The organism is Streptomyces sp. NPDC054794, assembly GCF_053611585.1.
This window is the reverse complement of sequence record NZ_JBSHAQ010000016.1, coordinates 99282-124691: the sequence shown is the minus strand read 5'-3', so window position 1 is coordinate 124691 and position 25410 is coordinate 99282. Positions and strand designations below refer to the sequence as shown.

The following is a 25410-nucleotide window of genomic DNA, read 5'->3' as shown; positions in this document are numbered from 1 at the left end:
GCGGGCCCTCAGTGCTTGTTGCCGCCGAACAGCGAGCGGCGCAGGCGGCGCAGCGGCGCGAAGAGGGAGACACGGCGGACCCGCGCACCCCGGTCGCTGCGCGTGTGCGCGGTGTCACGCGCGGTCAGCTCAAGCATCAGCGACGTCGCCTCGGCCACCTTCTGCTGCGGCACGGCGGGACCCGCCAGCACCGAAAGATGGCGGTCGAGGCGCGAACTGGTCGCGCTGCTCCCGCAAGTGATCGCAGGGACCCTCGCCCTGCTGCGCACTGTTATCTGCTCCATGTCACTCCCCACCCGTACGAGTCCACCCGGCCCGGGCAGGGTAACCCTATCGCTCCAACCGGGCATGCGGGTATCACGCCCACAGGATTCACCTTCCCTGTAAAGGGGTTGACGATTACTCTCCGAATCCAACTGATTTCAGGGCGAGTTGGACAACAGGCTGCGTGGTGGGCTGTGGTGACCCTCCGTCAGGTTCCACGGTTACAGCGAGTGACGTCGCTGACCTGCTGAGACCTTTCGCCACCAAGGGTGTGTCACCCGCGAAGAGACCGAGGGAGCGCGGTTGCGCATGGGGGCGCATGAGCCAGAGCTGGCGCACCCGTCCGCCGGGCGGCGTCTCGTATCCGCTGAGCGTGACGACGGCCCGCCCCTCGGAGGCGGAAGCGATCACTCCGATACTGCGGCCCTGCGCGTCCTTTCCGCTGCTCGCACGGGCGTCGGAAGCCGTCAGAACGTGGGCGATCTCACGTGCCCGGTCCCGCTCGGCGTCGAGCTGGTCCCGAGTCTGTCCGGCCTGGACCGCGAACAGCCCGGCGACGACGAGGGCGGCCGCCGCGGTGGCCGTGGCGAACGGGGCGAACAGGGGGCGCGGGCGGGGCGTTCGGGCGCGTGCGGGCGGCGGCTGCGTGCCCCAGACGTGCGGCGGCAGTTGGGGGGCGTGCTCGGCGGCGGGGGCGGGTTCCTGCGGAATCGTGCGTACGGCGGTCAGCACCCGGCCGCGCAGCGCGGCCGGTGCCGGAGCGGCCGTGGACCAGGCGAGGCGCACCGCGTCCTCGGACAGGGCGCGCACCTCGGCGGCGCAGCGGTCGCAGTCCGCGAGGTGCTTCTCGAAGCGGCGCCGCTCGCCGGGGTCGAGGGCGTCCAGCGCGTAGGGGGCGGCGAGCGAGTGCAGATCCTCGCGGTGGAACAGCTTGTCGAGGACGCTCATGCGACACCTCCCAGGCACTTGCGCAGCTGGGTGAGTCCGTCGCGCATACGGGTCTTGACCGTGCCCAGCGGCAGGGAGAGCCGCTCGGCCACCTCACGGTATGTATAGCCGTCGTAGTAGGCGAGTGTCACGGATTGTCGTTGAAGGGCGGTGAGCCGGTCCAGGCAGCGCCGCACCCACTCGCGTTCGAGGCCGGCCTCGACCTCTTCGGAGACCTGGTCGAAGGCGGGGTGGTGGGTGCGCTGGGCCTCGCGTTGTTCGCGTTCGCCGGCCGCGCGGGCGCTGCGCACCCGGTCGACGGCGCGGCGGTGGGCGAGGGTGAGGACCCAGGAGAGGGCGCTGCCCCGGCCGGGGTCGAACCGGGCGGCGGAGCGCCACAGTTCGAGCAGCACCTCCTGGGCGACCTCCTCGGACTGGGCGGGGTCGCGCACCACGCGCCGCACGAGCCCGAACACCGGCCCGGACACCAGCCCGTACAGCTGCTCAAAGGCTTTCTGGTCACCGCCGGCGACCAGCACCAGCAGCTCGTCCGCCTCCACCCTGTCCCCCTCTCTTCGGCCGCAAGGGCCCCGTCCCGTCACACCAGACATTCGCAACGAACGCACCTCCGGATGGGGTTACGGATCGGCGGCCCGAAAACGCGGGTCGCAGAAGTCCAAAAGATTTTTTCCGTCCGACCAATCCGATCGGGTGCTTCGCTCCGTATACCCGTCCGTCAGGCAAGTTGGCACGGAGGACGGACGGCATGACACCTCACATCTCCAGGAGCGGCGCGGGTCGCAAGGGCCTCGTCACGCTCATCTGTGGTGCGCTGGCCGCCGGAGGGCTCGCAGCCGCCGGCGTCGCCACGCTGGAACCGGGGGCGGCCTCCGCCTCCTCCCACCGGGAGGCCCCGCTCATCTCGGGCACCCCGCAGTACGACAACACGGACGTGTACGCGTTCGTCAGCCCGGACAAGCCCGACACGACGACGATCGTGGCGAACTGGATCCCCTTCGAGGAGCCGGCCGGCGGTCCGAACTTCTACACCTTCGCGGACGACGCCCAGTACGACATCCACATCGACAACAACGGTGACGCGCAGGGCGAGCTGCTGTTCCGCTACACCTTCAAGACGCACACCAAGAACAAGAACACCTTCCTCTACAACACGGGCCCGGTCACCAGCCTGGACGACCCGGACCTCAACATCACGCAGACGTACGACATCGACCTCGTCAGGCTGAAGAACCAACACGTGGTGTCGAAGACCAAGCTCGCGGACGACGTTCCGGTGGCCCCGTCGAACGTCGGCAAGGCGTCGATGCCGGACTACGGCAAGCTGCGCTCGCAGGCCATCTACAAGACGGCGGGCGGCGCGCAGACCTTCGCCGGCCAGGCCGACGACCCGTTCTTCCTGGACCTGCGCGTCTTCGACCTGCTGTACGGCGGCAACCTCACCGAGGTCGGCCGGGACACGCTCAAGGGCTACAACGTCAACTCCATCGCGCTGCAGGTGCCGAACGACCTGATCCGCGAGTCCTCCCACCAGCCGATCGTCGGCATCTGGTCGACCACCGAGCGCAAGAACGCCCAGGGTTACTACTCTCAGGTCTCGCGCCTGGGCAACCCGCTGGTCAACGAGGTCGTCAACCCGCAGAAGGACAAGGACAAGTTCAACGCGTCCGCGCCCTGGGACGACGCGCAGTTCCTGAAGAACGTCACCAACCCCGAGCTGCCGAAGCTCATCGAGGGCATCTACAAGATCAAGGCCCCGGCCGAGCCGCGCAACGACCTGGTGGACGTCTTCCTGAAGGGCGTCAAGGGACTCAACCAGCCGCCGAACGTGCGTCCGTCGGAGGAGCTGCGCCTGAACACCTCGATCAAGCCGGCCATGCACCCGAAGCGACTGGGTGTCCTCGACGGCGACAACGCGGGCTTCCCGAACGGGCGCCGGCTGACGGACGACGTCATCGACGCCTCCCTCCAGGTGGTCGAGGGCGAACTGGTCGGTTCCAAGAACGACCTGGGCGACGCGGTCGACAAGAACGACAAGAAGTTCGAGAAGTACTTCCCGTACGTGGCCCAGCCGACGTCCGGTTCGCGCGGCGCCCTCGCCAAGGGCACGACCAGTGGCGCGGACGTCCGCAGCCAGCTCGGTGACGCGCTGCAGCCGGCGGGTTCGTCCGGCGGCACCGACAACACGGTCCTGATCGCCGGCTCGGCGGCCTCGGGCGCGGCCGGGATCCTGCTGATCGGCACCGGCCTCGCGTGGTGGCGCCGGCGGATGCAGCGCCCGTACTAGTCCCCACGAACTGGTACCGGTCGGTACCAGCCCGTACTGATCCCCACCGGTACGGATCCCCTCAGACCGGCGCGGCCCGCGTACTCCATCCCCCACGGCGCGGGCCGCGCCGCTCCACGACTTTCCCGCAGCGACCAGGCGACCTAGGAGAGGGCATGTCCCCGCGCACGAACGACAACGAGCCCGCCGGGCAGCCGGTGGGCACAGACGAGGGTGACCTGCCGGAACCCGGGACGACATCTTCGGCCGCCGAGGCCGAGACCGAGATCGAGAGCGCCGTGGGCGAGGGCGCCGTGGGCGAGGGCGCCGAAGGTGATGAGCGGGTCGCCGCCGTGCGGCGGGTCGCGGCTGCCGGGCGGCGCTGGCGCGGGGCCCAGCTCGTCGGATGCGCCGCCCTGTTGGCCGTCGCCATGACCGGCGGCGCCATCGCCGTGTCGGCCGCGCGCGACGGGGCGCCCCAGCCGGTGGCGGCCTCCTCCAGCGCCGTGTCCCCCGGTCTGCTGGGCAGCGGGGACCTCGACGCCGGCATCACCTCCCTGCAGGCCCATCTCCGCTCCCAGCCCAGGGACTTCGGCAGCTGGGCCACCCTCGGACTCGCGTACGTCGAGCAGGCTCGCACCAAGGGCGACCCGTCCCGGTATCCGCAGGCTGACAAGGCGCTGAAGCGGGCCCTGGAGCTGTCCCCGGACAACGACCAGGCGCTGGCCGGCCGTGCCGCCCTCGCCGCCGCCCGGCACGACTTCAAGGACGCCCTCACCTACGCGGACAAGGCCCTGAAGCAGAACCCCTACAGCGAACGCGCCCTGTGCTCCCGGATCGACGCCCTGGTCGAACTCGGCCGGTACGAGGAGGCGGGGAAGGCCGCCGACACCGCGGACGCGCGCAAGCCCGGGGTGCCGGTGTTCACGCGGTACGCCTACGTGCACGAGCTGCGGGGCGAGGTCGGCGCCGCGCGGCGGGTCCTCGAACAGGCCCTGGCCACGGCCACCTCCCGGGGCGACGTGGCGTACGTGTCCGCCCAGCTCGGCCAACTCGCCTGGAACCAGGGCGACTACAGGACCGCGCTGCGGTACTACGGCCGTGCGCTCGCCGCCGACGAGAACTACCTGCCCGCCCTGGAGGGCCGCGCCCGCGCCCAGGCGGCGAGCGGGGACCGGGCCGCCGCCGTCAAGGGCATGGAACTCGTCGTCTCGCGCTTCCCCCTGCCCGGGCCGCTCGTCGAACTCGGCGAGCTGTACGAGGCCCGGGGCGCCGACGGCGACCGGACGAAGGCCCGTGACCAGTACGCCCTGGTCGACGCCTGGATCGCCCTGGCCCGCGCCAACGGCGTCAACGCCGACCTGGACACCGCGCTCGCCGCCGCCGACCACGGCGACAAGGCCGAGGCCCTGCGTGCCGCGCGTGCCGAATGGGCCCGCCGCCACACCGTGCACACCGCGGACGCGCTCGCCTGGGCCCTGCACGTCAACGGCCACGACCAGGAGGCCCTCCCCTACGCCCGCCGGGCCACGGCGACCGGCTACCGCAACGCCTCCTTCCTCTACCACCGCGGCACGATCGAGCTCGCCACGGGCCACGAGAAGGACGGCCGCGCCTCTCTCACGGCGGCGCTGAAGCTGAACCCCGGCTTCTCCCCCCTGGGCGCGAGCAGGGCCCGCGCCGAGCTGAAGAACCCGGAGGCGGCCAAGTGACGCTGCGCCGACCGCTCGCCGCCGCCGCGGCCGTCCTCACGGCCGCCTGCGCGCTCGCCCTCGTCCCTGCCGCCAGCGCGAGCGCGCACCCCCTCGGCAACTTCACCGTCAACCGCTACGACGGTCTCGTCGCCGCCCCGGGACAGCTGCGCGTCGACCACGTCGAGGACCTCGCCGAGATCCCGGCCACCCAGGCCAAGCCGGACATCAAGCGGCTGGGCATGACCGAGTGGGCCCGGCAGCGGTGCGCCACGGCCGCCGAGGGCAGCAGGCTCACCGTCGACGGCCGTAGGAGCACCCTGTCCGTCCGCGCGAGCCACGCGCTGCCGCGCCCCGGCCAGGCCGGACTCGACACCCTCAGGGTGGAGTGCCGGCTCACCGCCGAACTCCCCAAGAACGGCACGATCGCCCTCGGCTTCCACAGCGCGGGCACGTCCACCGGGCCCGGCTGGCGGGAGATCACCGCGCGCGGCGACCGGATGACGCTCAGCGCCACGGACGTGCCGAAGACCTCCGTCACCCACGAACTCACCAGTTACCCGAAGGAGTTGCTCTCCTCACCGGCGGACACAGTCGACGCGTCGCTGCGCGCCCGGCCCGGCGGTCCGGCCCTCGCCGAGGAACACCGGGCGGCTCCCGGCGCCGCCGTACTGCCCCGGGGCGCCGACCGCTGGACCCGCGCCCTCGACAACCTCGTCGCCCGCCACGACCTGACCGTCGGCTTCGCCGCCCTCGCCCTGCTCATCGCGGTGGGCCTCGGCGCCATGCACGCCCTCGCCCCGGGCCACGGCAAGACCCTGATGGCCGCGACGGCGGCGGCCCGTGGCGGCCGGGCCCGGATGAAGGACGTGCTCCCGCTGGCCGCTTCGGTCACGGTGACCCACACCCTGGGCGTCGTCGCCCTGGGCCTGCTGGTCACCGCCGGCTCGGCCGCGACGCCCTCGGTGATCGCGTGGCTGGGCATCGCGAGCGGTGTCCTGGTGATGGTGGCGGGCGCCAATCTCGTACGCCGGGCCTGGCGCGGCCGCGCGCACGCGCACACCCACGAACACGCCCTGGCCGACGACGTCCACGCCCACGCCCACGAGGAAGCGCCCGAGCGTCAGTTGGCCCTGGCGGGCGCCCACGCCGAAGCGGCCCACGCGGGCCACACCCACGACCACGACGACCACGAGCACCACCATCATCACGGGCACGAGCACGGGCATGACCACGACCATGAACACGGTCACGACCACGACCATGAGCACGCTCACCACCACGACCACCCCCACGCCGTGGAGCACACCCACGGCGGCTTCACCCACACCCACGCCACCGCCCCCACCCTGCGCGGCACGATCCTGCTCGGCTTCGCGGGCGGGCTCGTGCCCAGCCCCTCCGCCGTGGTGGTGCTCGTCGGCGCGGCGGCGCTCGGCCAGGCGTGGTTCGGGCTGCTGCTCGTCGTCGCGTACGGGGTCGGGCTCGCCCTGACGCTCACCGCGGCCGGGTTCGCCGTCGTCAGGCTGGGTACGGGAATCAATCGGGTGATGGACCGTCGCCCCCGCTGGACGGTGCACCCGATGGCCGCCCTGATCCGCAGGACCGTCCCCCTGGCATCGGCGTTCGTCGTCGTCGCCCTGGGGGTCGGATTGGTACTGAAGGGGGCGGCATCCGCACTCGGCTGAGCTACTTTTGTGGAGATATCACGCGAGATGCCGTGGGGGGCGCCCGTGTCCGAAGAACCGGGCAGTGAACGTGTGATCGCGGGTCGCTACCGACTCCTGTCCGCGCTCGGCGAGGGTGGCATGGGGACCGTGTGGCGGGCCCGCGACGAGGTGCTGCACCGCGAGGTCGCGGTCAAGGAGGTGCGGGCGCCTGCCGGGCTGTCCGGCCCGGAGGTCGAGCGGATGTACGCCCGCCTGGAGCGCGAGGCGTGGGCCGCGGCCCGGGTCGCCCACCGCAACGTGGTGACGGTGTACGACGTGGCGGCGCAGGACGGCAGACCCTGGATCGTCATGGAGCTGGTCCGCGGCCTGTCCCTGGCCGACCAGTTGGAGGCGCAGGGGCCGCTGTCCCCGCAGGGTGCCGCGTCCATCGGCGCCGAGGTGCTGGCCGCGCTGCGCGCCGCGCACGCCGCCGGGGTCCTGCACCGGGACGTGAAGCCGGCCAACGTGCTGCTGGCGAACGACGGCCGGGTGGTGCTGACCGACTTCGGGATCGCGATGGTCGAGGGCAGCTCCGCACTGACCATGACCGGCGAGGTGATCGGCTCGCCCGAATTCCTCGCGCCCGAGCGGGCCCTGGGGCGCACCCCTGGCCCGGAGTCCGATCTGTGGTCGCTCGGTGTGCTGCTGTACGCGGCCGTCGAGGGCAACTCCCCGTTCCGTCAGGACACCCCGCTCAGCACGCTGCGGGCCGTCGTCGACGAGGAGCTGCCGGCGCCGCGCCGGGCCGGTCCGCTGGCCACCGTCATCCAGGGCCTGCTGCGCAAGGACCCCGCCGAGCGGCTGCCGGCCGATCAGGCGGAGCGGGACCTGCGGCTCATCGCGGCGGGCGGCGCCCCGCGCGCGGACACGGCGCCCGTGGCGTCGTACGCCCCGACGGCCCCGACGGTCATGGCGCCGCCGCAACGGCAGTCCCCCACCCCGCCGATGCCGGTTCCGACCCGGCCGGGCCCGACCGCGACGACCTCGGCCGACCCGCCGGAACGCGGTCGCCGTGCCGCCGTGGTGCTGGTCGCCGGTCTCGTCGCGCTCGCGCTGGCGCTGGCCGGTCTGACGTACGCGCTGCTCAACCACGGCAACGGGCACGACGGGAACAACGCGGGCGGCGGGACGACCGACAGCAAGTCGGGCAGCAGCCTGAGTTCCCCCGCCCCGTCCCGCACCACCGACTCGAACACCGGTGCCCCGCCGCCCACTCCGAGCAGCACTCCGCCCAGCAGTACGCCGGCCCAGTCCGTGCACGTCACGCTGACCGGCGAGAACACGGACTACTCCGGGGACTGTCCGCCGCCGACCGCCCAGGCGCCCGCCTTCACGGCGACGTTCACGGTGGGGCGGCTGCCCGCGCGGGTGGAGTACCGGTGGGTGGTCAAGGACGGCTCGGTGTCCGATGCCGGGTGGAAGACGCTGTCGTTCCCGGCGGACGGCGACAAGACGCAGCAGGACAAGGTGATCGTGACGACGTACTCCGCGGGCGGGACGATCGAGAACGCGATCAGCGTGGAGGTGCGCGGCCCGGTGCACACGACGTCGAACTCGGTGCCGTTCTCGGTGACCTGCGCAACGACGGAGACCCCGACGGGCGGGGCCTCCCCCTCGCCTTCGGCCTAGGCCGCGCTGGTCAGTACGGGCAGATAGCCGCCCGACTGGCCGGCGGCGGTCGGGTGGTACGACTCGCCGATGTCGAACCATTCGAGGCTGTGCAGCCAGGAGCTGCTGGAGCAGATCTCGTGGCCGGTGAAGGTGGAGCGGATGTCGCCGAAGGCGAAGCCGTGGTCGGCGGCGCGCTTGGCGATCGCGGCGTCCAGGTAGTCGGCCGCGTTGTTGATGGCGGAGCGCTTGGTCTCGGAGAGGCCGATGCACGACGTGCCCAGCTTGTAGAAGCGGGGGTAGCCGAGCACGACCACGTGGGCGGACGGGGCCCTGGCGCTGATCGCGTTGTAGACGTTGTCGAGCTTGCCGGGGAGCGTCGAGTCGACGTAGGCCCTCGCCGTGTTGATCCGGGACAGGCAGGTGCTGTCGGAGTTGAGCACACAGGTCGTCATGACGTCGGCGAAGCCGGCGTCGTTGCCGCCGATGGTGATCGAGACGAGGGACGTCGAGGAGCTGAGCGAGCCGAGCTGATTGGCGAGCACGTCGTCGGTCCGGGCGCCCGAGCAGGCGTTGAAGGCGAACGACGAGGGAGCGTGGGCGGCGTTCCACAGGTACGGGTACGCCTTGGTACTGCGGTCGCAGCTGCCGCTGGAGCTGAGGTAGCTGCCCGATCCGACCCCGGAGGAGTAGGAGTCGCCGAGGGCCACGTAGCCGCCGGTCGCGGCCAGTTGGGGGGACGCCTGCGCCACGGCCGCCCCGGTGAGGGCGAAGCCGGTGGCGAGGAGGAGCGAGGTAACGTATGCCGTAAATCGGAAACGTCTCATGGAACCTCCCTTTAGCAGGATCTCTGCCACAACTGTCGTAGCAACTACGCGTGTTGACGGGAAGTGTTCATGCCAAGACTTTTGAGGACTCAACGAGACCGATCACGGCCGTTCATGACTCATTGACTGCATGCTCATGACACATCTATTGACAGAACGTCAGTACGGGACCGTACGCGGCGCTTCCATACCTTGACGGCCAGTGTTCGACTGCGCGACATTGAAGTCCGGCATCCGGCGCTTCGGGGGGCAAAGTCGCCCATGCAGACCAAAAGGATCACGTCAGCTTCGACGGACGACGCCGAGCGGGCGCGGACGGGTCCGGGGAGGGACCTGTCGCCGCTGCTCGCGGGAGCCGCGACGGCCATCGCTGGAGTCGGCGCGCTGCTCGCGCTCACCGGTTCCGGGTCGCCGCTGCGCGCGCCGTTCACGCTGTTCTTCCTGTTCGCGGCGCCGGCTTCGGCCATCGCCGTGGCTCTGCGGGGGCTGGATCCGTTCGGCCGGGTGCTGGCCGGCGTGGTCGGATCCGTGGTGCTGACCATGCTGGTGGCACAGAGCATGCTGGCCGTGCACCGATGGTCCGTGCGCGGCGGAGTCGTCGCCGTGACCGCGCTCAGCCTGCTGTTTCTGCTGCCGGCGCTGGTGCGTCCGCGCATTCTGCGGCGGATCGGAAAAATCCGTTCGAGTAGCGGGACATCGTCCGACAAAGTTCTGTAACGGCCATACCAACAAAAACGTGAGGCCTCGTTCCAGGTCTTGCCATACAGGTTCAATCGTCAATACCGTCGTACATCTCACCCGCATCGGTCCGTCACTACGCGGCTCCAGGGGAGGGCTCAGGGACCGCGACGGTCCGGCGCGGGGCGCGGTAGGGGGGTGCCGTGCTCGGTGAGCGCAGGTGTCATCGAGTCGTGCCGCGCGACCGACTGCCGTTTTTCGGCAGGCCGGCCAGCTTTGCCAGCTCACCCGCGTGCACGGAGATCCATGCACCGTGCCGCACGTGAGAACCCCCCTTTCGAACCGGACACATAGCCGGGCCGCCCAGGGGCGGGCGGTCCACCGGACGAGAGGGACAAGACTCATGAGTTCCGTTCTGCGCCCGCCGAGTTCGGGCCAAGATCCGTTAATGGCGGCCCAGTACGTGCCGATCTCCTCTCACCTGGCCATCGCGCCGCCGGTGAGCGTGGTGATTCCCGCCATGAACGAGGCGGAGAATCTCCCGTACGTCTTCAAGACGCTTCCGGACTGGATACACGAGGTCGTTCTGGTGGACGGCAATTCCACCGACGACACCGTCGAAGTGGCCCGGGAGCTGTGGCCGAAGGTCAAGGTCGTCGAACAGCGCGGCAAGGGCAAGGGCGACGCTCTGATCAGCGGGTTCGAGGAGTGCTCCGGCGACATCATCGTGATGGTCGACGCGGACGGCTCGGCCGACGGCAACGAGATCGTCTCGTACGTCTCGGCCCTGGTCTCGGGCGCGGACTTCGCCAAGGGCTCCCGCTTCGCCAACGGCGGCGGCACGGACGACATGACCTTCATCCGCAAGCTCGGCAACTGGGCGCTGTGCACGATCGTCAACCGCAAGTTCGGCGCCCGCTACACCGATCTCTGCTACGGATACAACGCGTTCTGGCGGCACTGCCTCGACAGGATCGAACTCGACTGCACCGGCTTCGAGGTCGAGACCCTGATGAACATCCGGGTGGTCAAAGCCGGGCTGAAGGTGCAGGAGATACCCAGCCACGAGTATCTCCGCATCCACGGCACGAGCAATCTGCGGGCCGTCCGGGACGGCTTGCGGGTGCTAAAGGTGATCCTCAAGGAGCGCTCCAACCGGCGGGCGCTGCGCCGTCGGGCGCACCGCTCGCCGATGCCGAACGCGGGCCGGAAAGAGGCGTCTTGAGAGATCCCGACATCTCCGTCGTGATCTGCGTGTACACCGAGGACCGCTGGGAGGACATCCTCGCGGCGGTCTCCTCGGTGCGCGCGCAGTCGCGGCCGGCGCTGGAGACACTGCTGGTCGTCGACCACAACCCGGCGCTCCTGAACCGGCTGGCCAAGGAGTACAAGGAGTACGAGAAGCACGGGGGGATCGAGGAGAACGGGGCGAACGGGGAGGACGGGGAGGCAGGCCGGCCGGGCGCCGTACGGGTGCTCGCCAACGCCGGTCCCCGTGGCCTGTCCGCCGGCCGCAACACCGGCATCGCGGCCTCGCGCGGCGAGGTGATCGCCTTCCTCGACGACGACGCCGTGGCCGAGAGGGACTGGCTGCGCCGCTTCGCCGAGGGGTACGCGGACCCGCGCGTGATGGCCGTCGGCGGCCGGACGACGCCGATCTGGGCGTCGGGCCGCCGGCCGGACTGGTTTCCCGAGGAGTTCGACTGGGTGGTCGGCTGCACCTACAAGGGGCTGCCGCCCGGCCGGGTGCGGGTGCGCAACGTCCTGGGCGGAAACGCTTCTTTCCACCGAACGGCGTTCGATCTGGCGGGCGGCTTCGCGACCGGCATCGGCCGCGACGGCGACAAACGCCCGCTGGGCTGCGAGGAGACGGAGCTGTGCATCCGGCTCACCCGCGCCCGGCCGGACGCCGTGCTGCTGATCGACGACCGCGCGGTCATCCACCACCGGGTGCCCGAGGCGCGCGAGCACTTCGGGTACTTCCGCACCCGCGCCTACGCCGAGGGCCTCTCGAAGGCCCTGGTGGCGCGCAGTGTGGGCGCGGACAAGGGGCTGGAGTCCGAACGCCGGTACGCCACGCGGGTGCTGCCCGCCGGGGTCGCTCGTGGCCTGCGGGACGCGCTGCTGGCCCGGCCGGGCGGTGCGGGACGGGCCGGGGCCATCGTCGCGGGGGTGCTCACCGCCGCGGGCGGGTACCTGGTCGGGAGCGTCCGGGCCCGCCGGGGCGGCGCGACGTTCTCGGTGGCGGAGATCGAGAGGGGACGGGATGAGTGACACCCGCGTGCCGATCCTCATGTACCACTCGGTCGCGACCGCGCCGAACGACGCCACCCGCGCCCTGTCCGTGACACCGGAGGCGTTCGCCGAGCACATGGCGATGATCGGGGACCTGGGCTTCACCCCTGTCGACACCGCCGAACTCGCGGCGCGTTGGCGCTCGGGCGGCCCGCTGCCCGAACGGCCGGTGCTGATCACCTTCGACGACGGCTACGAGGGCGTGCACCGGCACGCCCTGCCGGTGCTCGCCCGGCACGGCTTCACGGCCACACTGTTCGTCTCGACGGGCTGGATCAAGGGGGCGTACGACACCGGGGGCGGCCTGGACACCATGCTCGACTGGCCGCAGGTCCGCGAACTCGCGGGCCGCGGGGTCGAGATCGGCGGCCACAGCCACACCCATCCGCAGCTCGACCAGCTCGACGACGCGACGCTGCGGTCCGAGCTGATCCGCTGCAAGGAGATCGTCGCCGACGAACTGGGCACCGCACCGGCCTCGTTCGCGTACCCGTACGGCTACTCCAGCCGCCGGGTGCGCCAGGCGGTGCGGGAGGCCGGGTTCGCCCAGGCGCTCGCCGTCGGCAACGGCCTCGCCCGGCGCCGGCAGGGGCCGTACGCCCTGCAGCGCGTCACCGTGCGCCGCGGCACGGGCATCGAGGAGTTCGAGCAGCTGCTCGAAGGCCGTTCGATCGCCCGTGTCTTCGCCCGGGACCGTGCCCTCACCAAGGGGTACGCCGTCCTCCGCAGAGCACGCCAGGTCCGCCGGAAGGCCATCCGTTCCCGTGTCTGACACGACGACCACGACCGAGGCCGCAGCACCCGAGGCGCGGGCGCCCGAGCAGTCGGGGCGCCGACTGCGCCTGCCCGGACGGGGCCGGTCGCCCGGCGGCAACCAGCTCTTTCGGAACGCCTACGCGCTGATGCTGAACACCGGCATCTCCGCCGTCCTCGGGCTCGGCTTCTGGCTGGCCGCCGCCCGCTACTACTCCGAGTCCGCGGTCGGCCAGGGTTCCGCCGCGATCGCCGCGATGAAGCTCCTGGCGGGGCTGACCGCGGTGACCCTGACCGGCGCCCTGGCCCGCTTCATCCCGGTGGGCGGGCGCAGCACCGGGCGGCTCATCTTCCGTACGTACGCGGGCAGTTCGCTGATCGTGGCGCTGGGCGCGGGCGTCTTCCTGATGACGCTGGACGCGTGGGGGCCCTCGTACCGCTTCCTGCACGGCCCGCTCAACGGCCTCGGGTTCGTCATGGCCGTCGTCGCCTGGAACCTGCTCACCCTCCAGGACGGCGTGCTGACCGGGCTGCGCAGCGCGCCCTGGGTGCCCGTGGGCAACACCGTGTTCTCCGCCGTCAAACTGGGCCTGCTGGTCGCCTTCGCCGTGGCGATCCCCACGACCGGTGTCTTCGTGTCCTGGGTCGCGGCGATCGGCACCTCCGTGCTGCCCCTCGGCTGGCTGGTGTTCCGCCGTCTGGTGCCCCGGCACGTGAAGGCGACCGAGGACCGCGCCGAGCCGCCCACGCTGAAGGAGATCGGCAGGTTCCTCGCCGGGGACTACACCGGCTCGCTGTTCTCGCTCGCCGTGGTCTACCTCGTCCCGGTCATCATCGCCGCGCAGGTCAGCTCCGAGGACAACGCGTACTTCTACATCACCACCACGATCGGCGGCACGGTCAACCTGCTCGCCATCAACATGGGCGCGTCCCTGACCGTCGAGGGCTCGCACGACCCGGCGCGGCTGGCCGCCAACACCCGTGCCGCGCTGCGCCGGATGGCCCGCATCATGCTGCCGATCTGCGGGCTGCTGTTCGCGGGGGCGCCGTGGATCCTCGGCGTGTTCGGCACGGGTTACGCGGACGCGGCGACGCCGCTGCTGCGCTGGTTCGCGGTCGGCGCGCTGCTGCGGGTGGTGATGGAGACGTACTTCGCCGTGCTGCGCGCCCAGAGCCGCACCGCCGGACTCGCCTGGCTGCAGGGCCTGCTGTGCGTGCTGGTGCTCGGCCTGACGCTGCTGCTGCTCCCGCGCATGGGCCTGACCGGCGCGGGCGTCGCCGAGATCTCCAGCCTGGCGGTGATCGTGGCGATCGCGGCGCCCCGGCTGTGGAGGACGGTCCGGACCGCGCCGCCCGTCGTGCCGGAGACGGCGGCGCCGGACGGGGACCTCGCCGACCTGGGGGCGGGCGAGGCTCCCGTCGCCGACCGGCCGCGCCGCCGGGGCCCGGCGTGGGCGCTGGACAGCGACACCCTCGCGCTGGGCATCCACGTCGACTTCGACCACGTCGAGCGCCGTCCCGACGTGCGTCCCGGTCCGGGCACCCCGCCCACGGGCACGCCCGTGCCGGCCCCCGGCCGGGACCGGGCGAGGCAGCCGGGCCCGCAGGCGTCGCCGGGACCCGCGAAGGCCTCGCCGCCGCGGGCGGCGGAGGTGGACGCGCCGTTCGAGTCCCCCTTCACCCTCGACCGGTCGGCCGACGTCCCGGAGGCGTCGGACGACTACGCCGAGGAGCCCTCGGGCGAGGCGGTCGTACCGGACGAGGAGGCCGTGCCCGAGCCGCCATCGCGGTCCCTGCGGGAGCGTCTGCTCCCCACCCGGGCGGGCGTCGTCCTCGGCTGTCTGCTGATCGCCGCGCTCCTGCTCTACTGGGTGCCGGCCCTGCGGCTCGGCGAGTCCGACCTGGACCGGATGGGCGGGCTGGGCCTGATCTCGGTCCTGCCGCTGCCGACGCTGGTCGGGGCGGCACTGCTCATCGCGGTGTTCGCCGCGCTGCTCTGGCTGCGCCGCGAACACCGGACGCTGCTGCTGGTCACGCTCCTGGCGACCGTGGTGTCGTTGCACGCCCTGCCCGCCGTCGTCGAGACGGAGCCGCGGTTCGCGACGGCCTGGCAGCACCTGGGCTTCATCGACTACATCGACCGCACCGGGTCCGCCGTACCGGACCTGGACGCGCGCTGGAGCTGGCCCGGCTTCTTCGCGGCGGCCGCCTTCGTCGCCCGGACCTGCGGGGTCACGGACTTCACCGAGATCATCCGCTGGTGGCCGCTGGCCATTCAACTCGCCTATCTGCCGCCGCTGTTCCTGCTCGTGCGCTCGATGCGGGCGAGCTGGCGGGCCCGGTGGACCGGCATCTGGATCTTCGCGCTCTGCGGCTGGGTCGGCCAGGACTACTTCTCCCCGCAGGGCTTCACCTATCTGCTGTACCTGGCCTTCGTGGCGATCCTCCTCGTGTGGTTCCGCGCCCCGCACGTGATCTGGACGAGGTTCCGGCCGGGCGAGGCGGAGGTCGAGCCGACCGACCGGCGCCAACGGGCCGTCCTGCTGGCGGTGTTGATCGGCCTGTACGCCGCGAGCGTGCCGGCGCACCAGCTCACCCCGTTCGTGATGCTGGGCGTGCTCGCGGCACTGGTGCTGATCGGCAAGTCGGAGCTGCGCGGACTGCCGATCCTGTTCGGGGTGGTGGCCGCGGTGTGGCTCGGGTTCATGGCCGAGCCGTACTGGTCCGGGCACTTCGACGACCTCTTCGGCGGGGTCGGCGGCGTCGGCAGCAATGTGTCCACCTCCGTCTCCGGCCGGATCCGGGGCGGCAGTTCGACCCACAAGCTGGTCCTGTACACCCGGGTGCTGCTGGCCGGCGGCATGATGACCTTCGCCTGCTGGGGCTGGTGGCGGCGGCGCGACCACAGGTACCGCGAGCGGTCGCTGCTGGTGCTCACCTTCGTCCCGTTCCTGGGCTTCGGCATGCAGTCGTACGGCGGCGAGATGGCGCTGCGCGTCTTCATGTTCGCCCTGCCCGGCGCGGCACTGCTGGCGGGCCTCGCCCTCTTCCCGCGCACCGGCGTCACCGCGAAGGAGCGCGAGAAGGACCGGGTGAGCCTGGCACCGCTGGCCGCGCTGCTGGCGGGTCTGCTGCTCATGGGCGGCTTCCTGGTGGCCCGCTGGGGCAACGAGCCGTTCGAGCGGATCCGGCCCGGCGAGGTCACCGCCATGGACTACGTCTACGCCCACGACAAGCCGACGGTACGGCTGCTGTGGCTGAGCAACGACACGATCAGCAACGTCACCCCGGCGATGCCGTGGGGCGCGCGGGACATGGAGCGGGTCACCTATGTGCCGACTCTGGCGCCGACCGACCCGGTGCTGGTGTCCGGCCTGGTCAAGGCGCTCAAGGACGCGGGTCCGAACTCGTATCTGATGATCAACAAGAGTCAGGTCACGTATCTGCAGATGGACGTGGGCTACTCGGCGACCTGGCCGGCCCGGCTCGTGCGGAACCTGGACGACCGGCAGGAGCTGCGGAAGGTCCTGGTCAACGACGACGTGACCATGTACGCCCTGCGCAAGCGGCCGGCGGGCGAGGTGCCGAAGCCGGATCCCGGTCCGATCGGGCCGCGGGTGACGTGGACGCCCTGGTCGGTGGTCGGCGCGCTGGCGGCCGTCGCGCTGATCCTGCTGCTCACCGCCCGCGAGGTGGTCCGGGTCGCGACCCGGCCGAGCGTGCGTCAGCTGCGGCGGCTGCAGAGCAGTTTCTGGTTCTCGCTGCCCCTGCTGGCGGTGGTGTTCGCCTCGCTGGTGCAGCGGTTCCTGACGATGAAGTGAGGGCTCCGGCACGCAGGGGCGAGGTGGCTCACCTGGTGAGCCACCTCACCTCGTACGCCCGCATGTCGAACCGCTTGCCGTCGACCCGCGCGCTGATCGGCCGGTCGAGGACGTTGACCACCAGGACCGTCCTGTCGGTGGCGAGGACGCGGACGTTGGGCACGTCGTCCTCGGCGACGGACACGGCTCTGCACCGCGTGCCCGGCGGGAAGGCCCGGCCGAACCGTGCGACCAGGTCGTACATGGGCAGTTCCCGGCCGCCGGCGCCGCTGTCGGTCGGCGTCCACAGGCAGCCGGCGCAGGCGGTGCCCTTCTCCTCCTCCGGGTTCCAGTAGAAGCCGGAGTCGGCGCCGCCCCTGACCATGGCGATCATCCCGGTGGCCTGGACGGCGAGCCGGTGGGTCTCGGACCAGCCCTTGCGATCGTCGTTGCCGTCGCCCGGCTCGGCGGGCTCAACGTAGTACTCGGCCCACCACAGGGGCAGGTCATGCGTCCGCCGCCGTACCCACTCGCCGACGGCGGTGAGCTTGTCGGTGGCCGCGAACTCGTCGGGCAGCATGTCGTCGTCGTTGGTGTAGCTGGAGCCGTCGACGACCACGAAGTCGGCGCCCGCCCGGTGCGCGTTCCAGTAGTCGAAGGCGTCGAGGACCCGCTGGTCCATGGCGCCCCAGGCGCCTTTGAGGGTCGTCGACGCGTCCTCCTTCTGCCGCGGGTCGACGCTGTCCATGACCAGGTACGGCCCGCCGACCATGATGTCCTTGTTCACCTTCTTCAGCGCCTTGTACACGAGGTTGTACATCGTGGTGTAGCCCTCATAGTCCCAGCGGCCCCTGGCGTCGTTCCAGAACCCCTTGAACTCGTTCCAGACGATGAAGTGGCGGACGTCCGGATAGCGCTTGGCGACGGTCGCGGCGAGGTTCGCGAAGTCCTGGTAGTGGTCGGGCGTCGGGGCGGTCTCCAGGGCGGCCTGGCTCCAGTCGGTGTGGTCGACGCCGGCCTTGCCGCCCTTCATCCAGTCCGGGGAACAGCACAGCGTGATCACCGGGGTGGCGCCCGACCTGCGCATGAAGTCGATGCGGCGGTCCATCGCGCCGAAGTCGTAGCGCCCCTCGACCGGCTCGGGGTTGTCGGCGCCCCAGCCCATGATGTGCTGGTTCTGCGGCAGCCCGCCGTTCTTCGCCAGGAGTTGCTCGACACGCTCGGTGGCGGCCGCGCCGCCCTCGTCGGCGCTGTACTGGGTGTGGGTGAATCCCCAGCCCACGTACGGCCGTGTCGTCCCGGGTGGGGTGGCCGGCGTGCCGTGCACCTTGTCGCCGTCGCGGGAGGTGCCGGCGGTGCTCGCGCCGCTCCCGGGAAGCGTGTTGATCAGGGTCACCACCAGGGCCAGAGCGGCCATGCTCACGCCGAGAAGGGCGATGAGCCGCGACCGCCCCGCTCCCGAATTCCACCCATGACGTCCCATCAAGGACAACAGTAAGGGCGAATTTCGCGGTGGGGGGAGGGGTTGGGAACACCCGGGACAAGCGGCGGAAATGCAGTGCGCCGAGCCCGTCGGTGCCGGATCATGGCCGCATGTCTGCGAACCCACACGACGCTCTGCCGATCCGGCTCAACGTCGACGACTCCGACTCGCCGTCCGACGTCGTCGACGCGCTGTTCCTCGGCCGCTTCGCGACGGGCGAGCAACCGTACTCGCACGCGGCCAACATCGACCGGGTGCGCTCCGGCGCGACGCTGCTGCCGCAGGGCGCCCGCGTGCTGCGCGTGGCCCGCGACGACGACCGCAGCGCGACCCTCGCCGAGGGCGACGGCTGGACGCTGCTGGTCTCCCGCTGGAACCGGGGCGCGGACGTCACGGTGACGGCGACCACCGCCGAACTGGCGAAGAAGGTCCTCGAACAGGCCACGGACGGCGCGGCCGACGAGCCCGAACCCCAGCCGGAGAACGTGACGATGGGCTTTTGGTACGTGTCCCCCCGGCGGGGCCCGCACCGTACGACCCGGCAGATCTCCGCGGGCACCTGGGACGAGGTCCGGCCCAACTACACGGCCCCGGTCGCGGGCGCGATGGACCGCCTGATGAAGACGACCCCGGAGGACATCGCGGGCCGGCTGCTCCTGCTGCACGGCCCGCCCGGCACCGGCAAGACCTCCGCCCTGCGCACGCTCGCCCGCTCCTGGCGTGACTGGTGCCAGGTGGACTGCGTCCTGGACCCCGAGCGGCTGTTCTCCGACGTCGGCTATCTGATGGACATCGCGATCGGCGAGGACGACGGGGCGGGCAAGGGCCGCTGGCGGCTGCTCCTGCTGGAGGACTGCGACGAACTGATCCGCGGCGAGGCCAAGCACACGGCGGGCCAGGCGCTGTCGCGGCTGCTGAACCTGACCGACGGCCTGCTGGGCCAGGGCCGCAACGTCCTGGTCGGCGTCACGACCAACGAGGACCTGGAGCGTCTGCACCCCGCCGTGGTCCGCCCCGGCCGCTGCCTGGCCCGGATCGAGGTGGGCCCGCTGACCCGCAAGGAGTCGGTGACCTGGCTCGGCACCGAGGAGGGCGTCGGCCGCGACGGGGCCACGCTGGCGGAGCTGTACGCGCTGCGCCGGGGCACGTCACCGACCTCGGTACCGGGGGCGCGGGACGGGGCGGACGCGGGTCTGTACCTGTAGCGCGGCCGCGGCGGGCCCGTGCGGCCCGCCGGTGCTTTGATGGACGTATGACCCTGTACATCGGTACGTCGGGGTGGCAGTACAAGGACTGGCGGGACGTCCTGTACCCCGCCGACGTACCCGTGCGGCTGTGGCTGGAGGAGTACGCGGCGCACTTCGCCACGGTGGAGCTCAACAACGCGTTCTACCGGCTGCCGACGCGGGAGAATTTCGAGGCGTGGCGGGAGCGGGTGCCGGCCGGCTTCGTGGTGGCGGTGAAGGCGAGCCGCTACCTCACGCACATCAAGCGGCTGAAGGACCCGGAGGAACCGGTCGACCGCCTGATGACCCACGCGGCGGGCCTGGGCGACCGGCTCGGACCGGTGCTGCTCCAGCTGCCGCCGACGCTGCGGGTCGCGCCGGACCTGCTGGACGCCTGCCTGGCCTGCTTCCCGCCCGGGACCCGGATCGCGGTCGAACCCCGCCACGACTCGTGGTGGACGGCCGAGGTGCGCACGATCCTCGAATCCCGCGGCGCCGCCCTGTGCTGGGCCGATGTGCAGGCCCGCCCGGTGACACCGCTGTGGCGCACCACCGACTGGGGCTACGTCCGCTTCCACGAGGGCCGCGCCCGGCCGTGGCCGCGCTACGGCCACCGGTCCCTGGAGACCTGGGTCGACCGCATCGCGACGACCTGGTCCGACGACCACGACGTCCACACCTACTTCAACAACGACCCCGGCGGGGCGGCGGTGGAGGACGCGGTGGTGTTCGGGAGGGCGGCGACCCGAGCGGGACTGACGGTCACCCGCACTCCGAGCGAACTGTCGCACCGGCACCGAAGATCCGCCGCGGCTCACCCCTCCCCGTAGGCCGCCCGCAGGGCATCCCGCACGGCGGCCAGCGCCGCACCCTCGTCCAACCCCAGCCGCCGCACCCGCTCCGCGTAGGCCTGCGCGGCCGCCGCCGCCTCCCGCTCCGCGGCCGAGCCGGCAGCGGCCACGAACGTTCCATTGCGCCCCCGCGTCTCGATCACCCCGTCCGTCTCCAGCGCCCGGTACGCCTTGGCCACCGTGTTGACGGCCAGCCCCAGCGACTCGGCGAGCCCCCGCACGGTCGGCAGACGGTACCCCACCGGCAGCACTCCGGCCCGCGCCTGCTCGGAAATCTGCGCCCGCACCTGCTCGTACGGCGGCGCGCTCTCGTCGATGTGGATCTTCAAGGTCACGGCCCGATTCTCCCGTACCCGCCGGAAAATGGGAGGCAGCACTGCACGGGTCCCGCATACCGTGCGACCCCATGACAGTCACCGTGCGCGACCTGCGTCAAGGTCACCGAGCCGACGCCGAGGGCTTCGCCCGGGTCCGGCAGCTCGCACTCCCCTACTTCCTGATGACCGCCGACTCGGTCGCCTACGACCTCGCCCACGCCCATCCCGACGCCCACTTCCGTCCCCTCGTGGCCGAGGAGGACGGCGAGATCATCGCCACCGCCCAGGTCGGCATCGCCCACGACAGTCCGCGGCCCGGCCAGGGCTACCTGAACGTGTACACGACGCCGGAGCGGACGGGCCGCGGCGCCGGCGCCCTGCTGGTGCGCGTAGCCGAGGAGCATCTGGCCGCGCACGGGGCGACGAAGCTGTTCGCGTGGGTCCTGGACGAGCCCGGCAACCGCGCCTTCGCCGAGCGCCGCGGCTACCGCGCGAGCCGCTCCGCGCACTTCCTCCGCCTGGACCTCGCGCACGGCGCCCTGCCCCCGCGCGCGGAGCTCCCGCCGGGTGTCGAGCTGCGGACGGGCGCCGACTTCGCGGACGATCCGCACCCCCTGTTCGAGCTGGACGCGGAGGCGATGCTCGACGAACCGAGCGACATCAGCTACGAGTTCACGGACTATCAGGCCTGGCTCGACGAGGGCTGGAACCATCCGCTGACCAGTCACGACCTGACGTCGGTCGCGGTGGTCGAGGGTCGTCCCGCCGCCTTCAGCGTGGCCCGCACGGACGGCGGCACCCGCTACGGCACCGTGATGACGGGCACCGCCCGCGCCTTCCGCGGCCGCGGCCTGGCCAAGCTCGCCAAGAACGATTCCCTGCACCGGGCCCGCGCGGCCGGGTACACGGAAGGGTTCACGGGCAACGACAGCGGCAACGGGCCGATGCTCGCGATCAACAAGTGGTTCGGTTACGACCTGTGCGCGACGGAGGTGCGGTATGTCCGCGAACTCGGCTGAGCGGGCGGCTCCCGTGGAGGTCGTCCTGGTCAAGGGCGGCCGTACGAAGATCCGTTACGCGGCGCAGCTGCTCGGCGACGACGGCGTGCGGGTCTCGGTGCGGGCGCCGTGGGCGGGCCCGGGCGTCCGCGACTTCGGCTTCGTACGCTTCGAGCCCGGTGACGTGTTCACGGAGCACTACTGGCGGGACCGCTGGTACTCCGTGAAGGAGGTGCGCGCGGCCGACGGGGTCCTCAAGGGCTGGTACTGCGACATCACCCGCCCGGCCACACTCTCCGGTGCGGAGCTCGTCGTCGAGGACCTGGACCTGGACCTGTGGCGCTCCGCCGACGGCACGGACGTACGGCGCCTGGACGAGGACGAGTTCGCCGAGAGCGGGCTGGCGGAGCGGGACCCCCGGGCCGCGGCCGCCGCGCTGGCCGCCCTCGACGAGTTGGAGGCCCTGGCCCGGGAGGACGGTTTCGGGGCCCTGCTGCCCTGAGCGGCTCGCGCTGAGCCGTTCTTGCCGCTCAGGGAGGGTCTCACCCCGTCGTCACCAGCACCGCGTACCGCTCGTCCGCCACGTCCTTGCCCCACAGCCGCGCGTCGCCGGACAGCCGCTCCACGCGCGCGTGGACGCCGAGCGGCTCCAGGAGGGCGACGAGCCGGTCGGCGGGTATGCCGACCGGGCTGACCGTCCCCCACACGCCCTCGACCAGCACGAGCCGCCCTCCCGGCCGCAGCAGTCCCCGCCAGTGGCGCAGGACGCGGGCGGGGTCGGGCAGCGTCCACAGCACGTGCCGTACCAGGACTACGTCGTAGCGCTGCTCCCCCACCGGGGGTGCCGCCGCGTCGCCGACGAGGAACGCCGCGTCACGGCCGGCGAGCTTGGCGCGGGCCCGTTCCACCATGGCCGGGGACAGGTCGACTCCGGTGACCCGGTGTCCACGTTCGGCAGCGAGGAGCGAGAGGCTGCCGGTGCCGCAGCCGAGGTCGAGGACGTCGGCGGGGCGCGTCGGCAGCCATTCCTCCAGCCTGGCCGCCCAGGCGGCACGCACCTCGGGGTCGCGCAGTCCGTGGTCCGGCTCGTCGTCGAAGGCGACGGCCTCGGCGTCCCAGTCGACACCCACCGCGCTCGTGCGATCACTCTCGTTCGTCATGGTCCCCAGAGTGACACCCACCACTGACAGTCGATTCGTGACTGCGACCACAGACAGACCCGCACCGATGAGGAACTCTCCCGGAAAGGGTCTACCCCGTGACATCACGGAGCCCGGTGGACACCGAAGGAGGCAGCCATGCGCCGCGTCACCGTGCACAAGCCCCTGAAGAGGACCGACACCGGCCGCCGCATCCGCGAGGAATCCGACGACCGCCCCACGGCCCGCCCCGAGGTGCGCAAGGACATAGCCCGCACCTGGTGGCCGGACGGCTGAGGGACGCGTCCCTAGAGCTCGGCATCCCAGCGCGTCCGCAGTGACGCCCGCCCGCGAGGCTGTCGTCGAGGAACAGGGGGTCGGCCCACACCCTGCGGTCCGGCTCCGCGAGAAGGTCGCAGAATTCCCGGTAGCTCCGCAGTCGCCCCTCGGGTTCGAGGAGAACGTCGGTGCCGATGCTGGACTGTGTCGCGTAGTAGACCTCACAGGCGACGAAAGCCACGTGGACCACCATTTCGACCTCCCGTTCGAAGAGCGCAGGGCGGTGGACATGGGTCACTGGGACTCACCAGGCCGAGGCCACCACATCAATCCGCTGGCCAGGACGCCTCGTCGCCCGCACGATGGGCGCATGGACCGGCTGCGGCACAGCGCTTGGCAGTACGTGGCGGAGGCACTCCCCACCGAGGAGCTCCCGATGCTCGCCGCCCATGCGCTCGTCGACGGGCGTGACTCCCCTGCCCTGCGCGAACTGGCCGGCCTGCCGCGCCGGAGCGACGAGGCCGAGATCCGTGAACTGTACGTCCGAGCCCTGCACGAACTCGGCATACCGCTTCCCGACGAGGAGACAGCGGGCCGATGCCTCCTCGTGAGCCTCGCGTTCGGTCTCGCGCACGGCGAGCTCAGTGCCGAGGACGTGGCCGACCGCTTGTCGATGACGGTCGCGGCCCGCACCGAGGAGGAGACACGGTTCCTCTCCGTCGCGGCGGCCTACAGCGAATGGACCGCCCCCGACGAGCTCCCGGGGTGGGAGAGCGATCTGAGAACCGCGGCCCACGCGTTGACCGCCGCCACCGACCTCCCTCTTTCCTCAGTGGTCCGTTAGCCCTGTCTTAACGGCACCGTAAGAGCCCCCTGACCTCCCAAAAGAGCCTTCTTGCAGCTCAGAGGATGGGCCATGGGGGCACTTCACGGCTTGGGGAGCCAAACGGGGAGCCACGGCGTGTGAATCAGCCCGCCGCCGGGGTCTCTCCATCGACCGCATCGCCATCGTCGCCGAAGATGTCGTCCATCGCTTCCGCGCCCTCGGAGATCACAGGGCGCAGTTGCTTGCGATAGACCCTCTCGGTCGTTCCACTGCCGTTGTGTCCTACAAGACGTGCGATGACCTCAATCGGGATTCCATGGTCCGACAGCAGGGACACGAAGCTTGTCCGCAACTCGCGCGGGGTCCACTCCTTCGGATTCTCGAAACCTGCTTCCTTGAGGAGCGCCCTGAAGTTCCGGCGCACGTTCAAAGCGCTGCGGAGCTCACCTGTCTCGGTCGGGAAGACGAGTCTCTCGTCAGTCCACTCGTTCCCGGTCTGCAAGCATTCAGCCTGCTCGCGGCGCTTGTGCGCCCTCATGACGAGAGCAGCTTGCCGGGGCATGGCCAGCGACCGCCGACTCTTCCGGGTCTTCGTGTCGCCGTGCCGGCGAACAGAGCGCCACACGTCCACGTGAGGCTTGATCTTCGCGGAGCCTGCCAGGTGAACGTGCGCCCAAGTCAGGGGCCGTGCTTCCTCCGGACGGACGCCTACGAGGAGCGACAGAACGACATAGGCATGGATCCAACTGCCCTCCTTGGCACGAAGAACGGCCTCTCCCTGCCCCAGAGAGAGCGACTTACTTGGGCGACCGGCCCGCCCGTCCGGCACCTCGATCAGCTCTGCCACGTTTCGGACGGCCCTGCCTCTCCTCTGGGCGTGGCTGATCGACCGCCGAAGGATTGAGTGGACCATCTTCAGGGACTGGGTCGCGAGAACCTCGGCCTCGCTCTCCAACCACTCATCTAAATCGTCCGCTTCGAGCTCACGCAGCTTGGCCTTGCCCAGATGCGGGATGATGTGGTTCTCCGCCAGGCTCGTGTACGTGTCGATGCTCGTCACTTCCCTGCCCTTGAGTCCTTGGGCCAGCCAGTCGCTGACGGCTTGGGCAACGCTGTAGTTGGCGGGGGCCTTGGCCCCGGCTGCCAGCTCCTTCCTCAACTCGCGCAGCTTCTGACGAACCTCGGCCTTTGTCTTACCCGACACCTTCGCGCGATTCCGTTTGCCGGCGGGGGTGTAGCCGAGCGATACCGCACCGACGTACCGGTTCTTGGACTTGTCCCAGTAAATCGAGTCGTCGCCGTGCCCTGCTCTGGTACGCCTCTCGGGCGCCTCGGTCATGCGTTCTTACCTCTCAGACAGAAAGAGCAGGGCCGCACGCTATGGTTCGGGCCAGGTCGGTTTGGAATCATTTCGGCTGAGTGAGACACGGTTTTTTTGATTTAAAAGAAATCTTG

General features: G+C 71.1%; 23 protein-coding genes. 15 read left to right on the top strand and 8 right to left on the bottom strand.

Annotation, left to right across the window (positions count from 1 at the left end; all coding sequences use genetic code 11):
• Positions 1-8 precede the first annotated feature (8 nt).
• The 3 genes from ACWGKT_RS19050 to ACWGKT_RS19040 all read right to left on the bottom strand — a co-directional run bounded on the left by ACWGKT_RS19050 (position 9) and on the right by ACWGKT_RS19040 (position 1751).
• A complete protein-coding gene (locus ACWGKT_RS19050) occupies positions 9-284 on the bottom strand; it encodes a hypothetical protein (protein WP_235452954.1) in 276 nt (91 codons plus the stop codon).
• 115 nt (positions 285-399) lie between these two features.
• Positions 400-1212, bottom strand: a complete 813-nt coding sequence (locus tag ACWGKT_RS19045; protein ID WP_453274572.1) for an anti-sigma factor — start codon at positions 1210-1212, stop codon at positions 400-402.
• Positions 1209-1751: a sigma-70 family RNA polymerase sigma factor gene (locus ACWGKT_RS19040; RefSeq protein WP_356152199.1), complete on the bottom strand. Its 543-nt coding sequence runs from the start codon at positions 1749-1751 to the stop codon at positions 1209-1211. Before ACWGKT_RS19040 ends, ACWGKT_RS19045 begins: the two co-directional genes overlap by 4 nt.
• Positions 1752-1957: 206 nt before the next feature.
• Between ACWGKT_RS19040 and ACWGKT_RS19035 the strand changes: the two genes are divergently transcribed.
• From ACWGKT_RS19035 to ACWGKT_RS19020, 4 genes are all read left to right on the top strand, one after another.
• Positions 1958-3496 carry a DUF4331 domain-containing protein gene (locus ACWGKT_RS19035; protein WP_453274571.1) on the top strand — a complete coding sequence of 513 codons (1539 nt, stop codon included), beginning with the start codon at positions 1958-1960 and terminating at the stop codon, positions 3494-3496.
• 155 nt (positions 3497-3651) lie between these two features.
• A complete protein-coding gene (locus tag ACWGKT_RS19030; protein ID WP_453274570.1) occupies positions 3652-5187 on the top strand; it encodes a tetratricopeptide repeat protein in 1536 nt (511 codons plus the stop codon).
• On the top strand, positions 5184-6854 hold the full coding sequence (locus ACWGKT_RS19025) for an urease accessory protein UreH domain-containing protein (protein ID WP_453274569.1): 1671 nt from the start codon (positions 5184-5186) through the stop codon (positions 6852-6854). The genes ACWGKT_RS19030 and ACWGKT_RS19025 overlap by 4 nt, the downstream gene beginning before the upstream one ends.
• 45 nt (positions 6855-6899) lie before the next feature.
• A complete protein-coding gene (locus tag ACWGKT_RS19020) occupies positions 6900-8504 on the top strand; it encodes a protein kinase domain-containing protein (RefSeq protein WP_453274568.1) in 1605 nt (534 codons plus the stop codon).
• Here the strand turns inward: ACWGKT_RS19020 and ACWGKT_RS19015 are convergent.
• Positions 8501-9310, bottom strand: a complete 810-nt coding sequence (locus ACWGKT_RS19015) for an SGNH/GDSL hydrolase family protein (protein WP_453274567.1) — start codon at positions 9308-9310, stop codon at positions 8501-8503. The two genes, ACWGKT_RS19020 and ACWGKT_RS19015, sit on opposite strands and share 4 nt — an antisense overlap.
• A gap of 192 nt (positions 9311-9502) precedes the next feature.
• Between ACWGKT_RS19015 and ACWGKT_RS19010 the strand changes: the two genes are divergently transcribed.
• The 5 genes from ACWGKT_RS19010 to ACWGKT_RS18990 all read left to right on the top strand — a co-directional run bounded on the left by ACWGKT_RS19010 (position 9503) and on the right by ACWGKT_RS18990 (position 16857).
• Complete coding sequence (locus ACWGKT_RS19010) at positions 9503-10027, top strand: hypothetical protein (RefSeq protein WP_356152188.1); 525 nt, start codon at positions 9503-9505, stop codon at positions 10025-10027.
• A 364-nt stretch (positions 10028-10391) separates the two neighbouring features.
• Complete coding sequence (locus ACWGKT_RS19005; RefSeq protein WP_453274566.1) at positions 10392-11213, top strand: glycosyltransferase family 2 protein; 822 nt, start codon at positions 10392-10394, stop codon at positions 11211-11213.
• Entirely contained in the window at positions 11210-12262 is a 1053-nt protein-coding gene (locus tag ACWGKT_RS19000) for a glycosyltransferase family 2 protein (protein ID WP_453274565.1), read from the top strand. Before ACWGKT_RS19005 ends, ACWGKT_RS19000 begins: the two co-directional genes overlap by 4 nt.
• Positions 12255-13055 (top strand): polysaccharide deacetylase family protein, encoded by an 801-nt coding sequence (locus ACWGKT_RS18995; RefSeq protein ID WP_453274564.1) that lies wholly within the window; start codon positions 12255-12257, stop codon positions 13053-13055. Before ACWGKT_RS19000 ends, ACWGKT_RS18995 begins: the two co-directional genes overlap by 8 nt.
• Entirely contained in the window at positions 13048-16857 is a 3810-nt protein-coding gene (locus ACWGKT_RS18990) for a lipopolysaccharide biosynthesis protein (RefSeq protein WP_453274563.1), read from the top strand. Before ACWGKT_RS18995 ends, ACWGKT_RS18990 begins: the two co-directional genes overlap by 8 nt.
• A gap of 28 nt (positions 16858-16885) precedes the next feature.
• Here the strand turns inward: ACWGKT_RS18990 and ACWGKT_RS18985 are convergent, their stop codons facing one another.
• Positions 16886-18319 (bottom strand): GH39 family glycosyl hydrolase, encoded by a 1434-nt coding sequence (locus ACWGKT_RS18985; RefSeq protein WP_453274562.1) that lies wholly within the window; start codon positions 18317-18319, stop codon positions 16886-16888.
• 110 nt (positions 18320-18429) lie between these two features.
• On the opposite strand from ACWGKT_RS18985, the gene ACWGKT_RS18980 reads away from it, so the two are divergent.
• Both ACWGKT_RS18980 and ACWGKT_RS18975 read left to right on the top strand, forming a co-directional pair.
• Positions 18430-19524 (top strand): DUF5925 domain-containing protein, encoded by a 1095-nt coding sequence (locus ACWGKT_RS18980; protein WP_453274561.1) that lies wholly within the window; start codon positions 18430-18432, stop codon positions 19522-19524.
• 47 nt (positions 19525-19571) lie between these two features.
• Complete coding sequence (locus ACWGKT_RS18975; protein WP_356152175.1) at positions 19572-20375, top strand: DUF72 domain-containing protein; 804 nt, start codon at positions 19572-19574, stop codon at positions 20373-20375.
• On the opposite strand, the gene ACWGKT_RS18970 is transcribed toward ACWGKT_RS18975, so the two are convergent.
• Positions 20360-20731, bottom strand: coding sequence for a GntR family transcriptional regulator (locus ACWGKT_RS18970; RefSeq protein ID WP_356152173.1), 372 nt, complete (start codon positions 20729-20731; stop codon positions 20360-20362). The two genes, ACWGKT_RS18975 and ACWGKT_RS18970, sit on opposite strands and share 16 nt — an antisense overlap.
• Before the next feature lie 71 nt (positions 20732-20802).
• Between ACWGKT_RS18970 and ACWGKT_RS18965 the strand changes: the two genes are divergently transcribed.
• Together ACWGKT_RS18965 and ACWGKT_RS18960 are read left to right on the top strand one after the other, a co-directional pair.
• On the top strand, positions 20803-21732 hold the full coding sequence (locus tag ACWGKT_RS18965) for a GNAT family N-acetyltransferase (protein ID WP_453274560.1): 930 nt from the start codon (positions 20803-20805) through the stop codon (positions 21730-21732).
• A complete protein-coding gene (locus tag ACWGKT_RS18960; RefSeq protein ID WP_453274559.1) occupies positions 21713-22213 on the top strand; it encodes a DUF402 domain-containing protein in 501 nt (166 codons plus the stop codon). The genes ACWGKT_RS18965 and ACWGKT_RS18960 overlap by 20 nt, the downstream gene beginning before the upstream one ends.
• A 40-nt stretch (positions 22214-22253) precedes the next feature.
• On the opposite strand, the gene ACWGKT_RS18955 is transcribed toward ACWGKT_RS18960, so the two are convergent.
• Positions 22254-22871, bottom strand: coding sequence for a class I SAM-dependent methyltransferase (locus ACWGKT_RS18955; protein WP_356152167.1), 618 nt, complete (start codon positions 22869-22871; stop codon positions 22254-22256).
• A gap of 138 nt (positions 22872-23009) precedes the next feature.
• Between ACWGKT_RS18955 and ACWGKT_RS18950 the strand changes: the two genes are divergently transcribed.
• Positions 23010-23147: a hypothetical protein gene (locus ACWGKT_RS18950; RefSeq protein WP_356153884.1), complete on the top strand. Its 138-nt coding sequence runs from the start codon at positions 23010-23012 to the stop codon at positions 23145-23147.
• Between the two features lie 352 nt (positions 23148-23499).
• A complete protein-coding gene (locus ACWGKT_RS18945; RefSeq protein WP_453274558.1) occupies positions 23500-23973 on the top strand; it encodes a hypothetical protein in 474 nt (157 codons plus the stop codon).
• A 124-nt stretch (positions 23974-24097) separates the two neighbouring features.
• Here the strand turns inward: ACWGKT_RS18945 and ACWGKT_RS18940 are convergent, their stop codons facing one another.
• Positions 24098-25294 (bottom strand): site-specific integrase, encoded by a 1197-nt coding sequence (locus ACWGKT_RS18940; RefSeq protein WP_453274557.1) that lies wholly within the window; start codon positions 25292-25294, stop codon positions 24098-24100.
• Positions 25295-25410 lie beyond the last annotated feature (116 nt).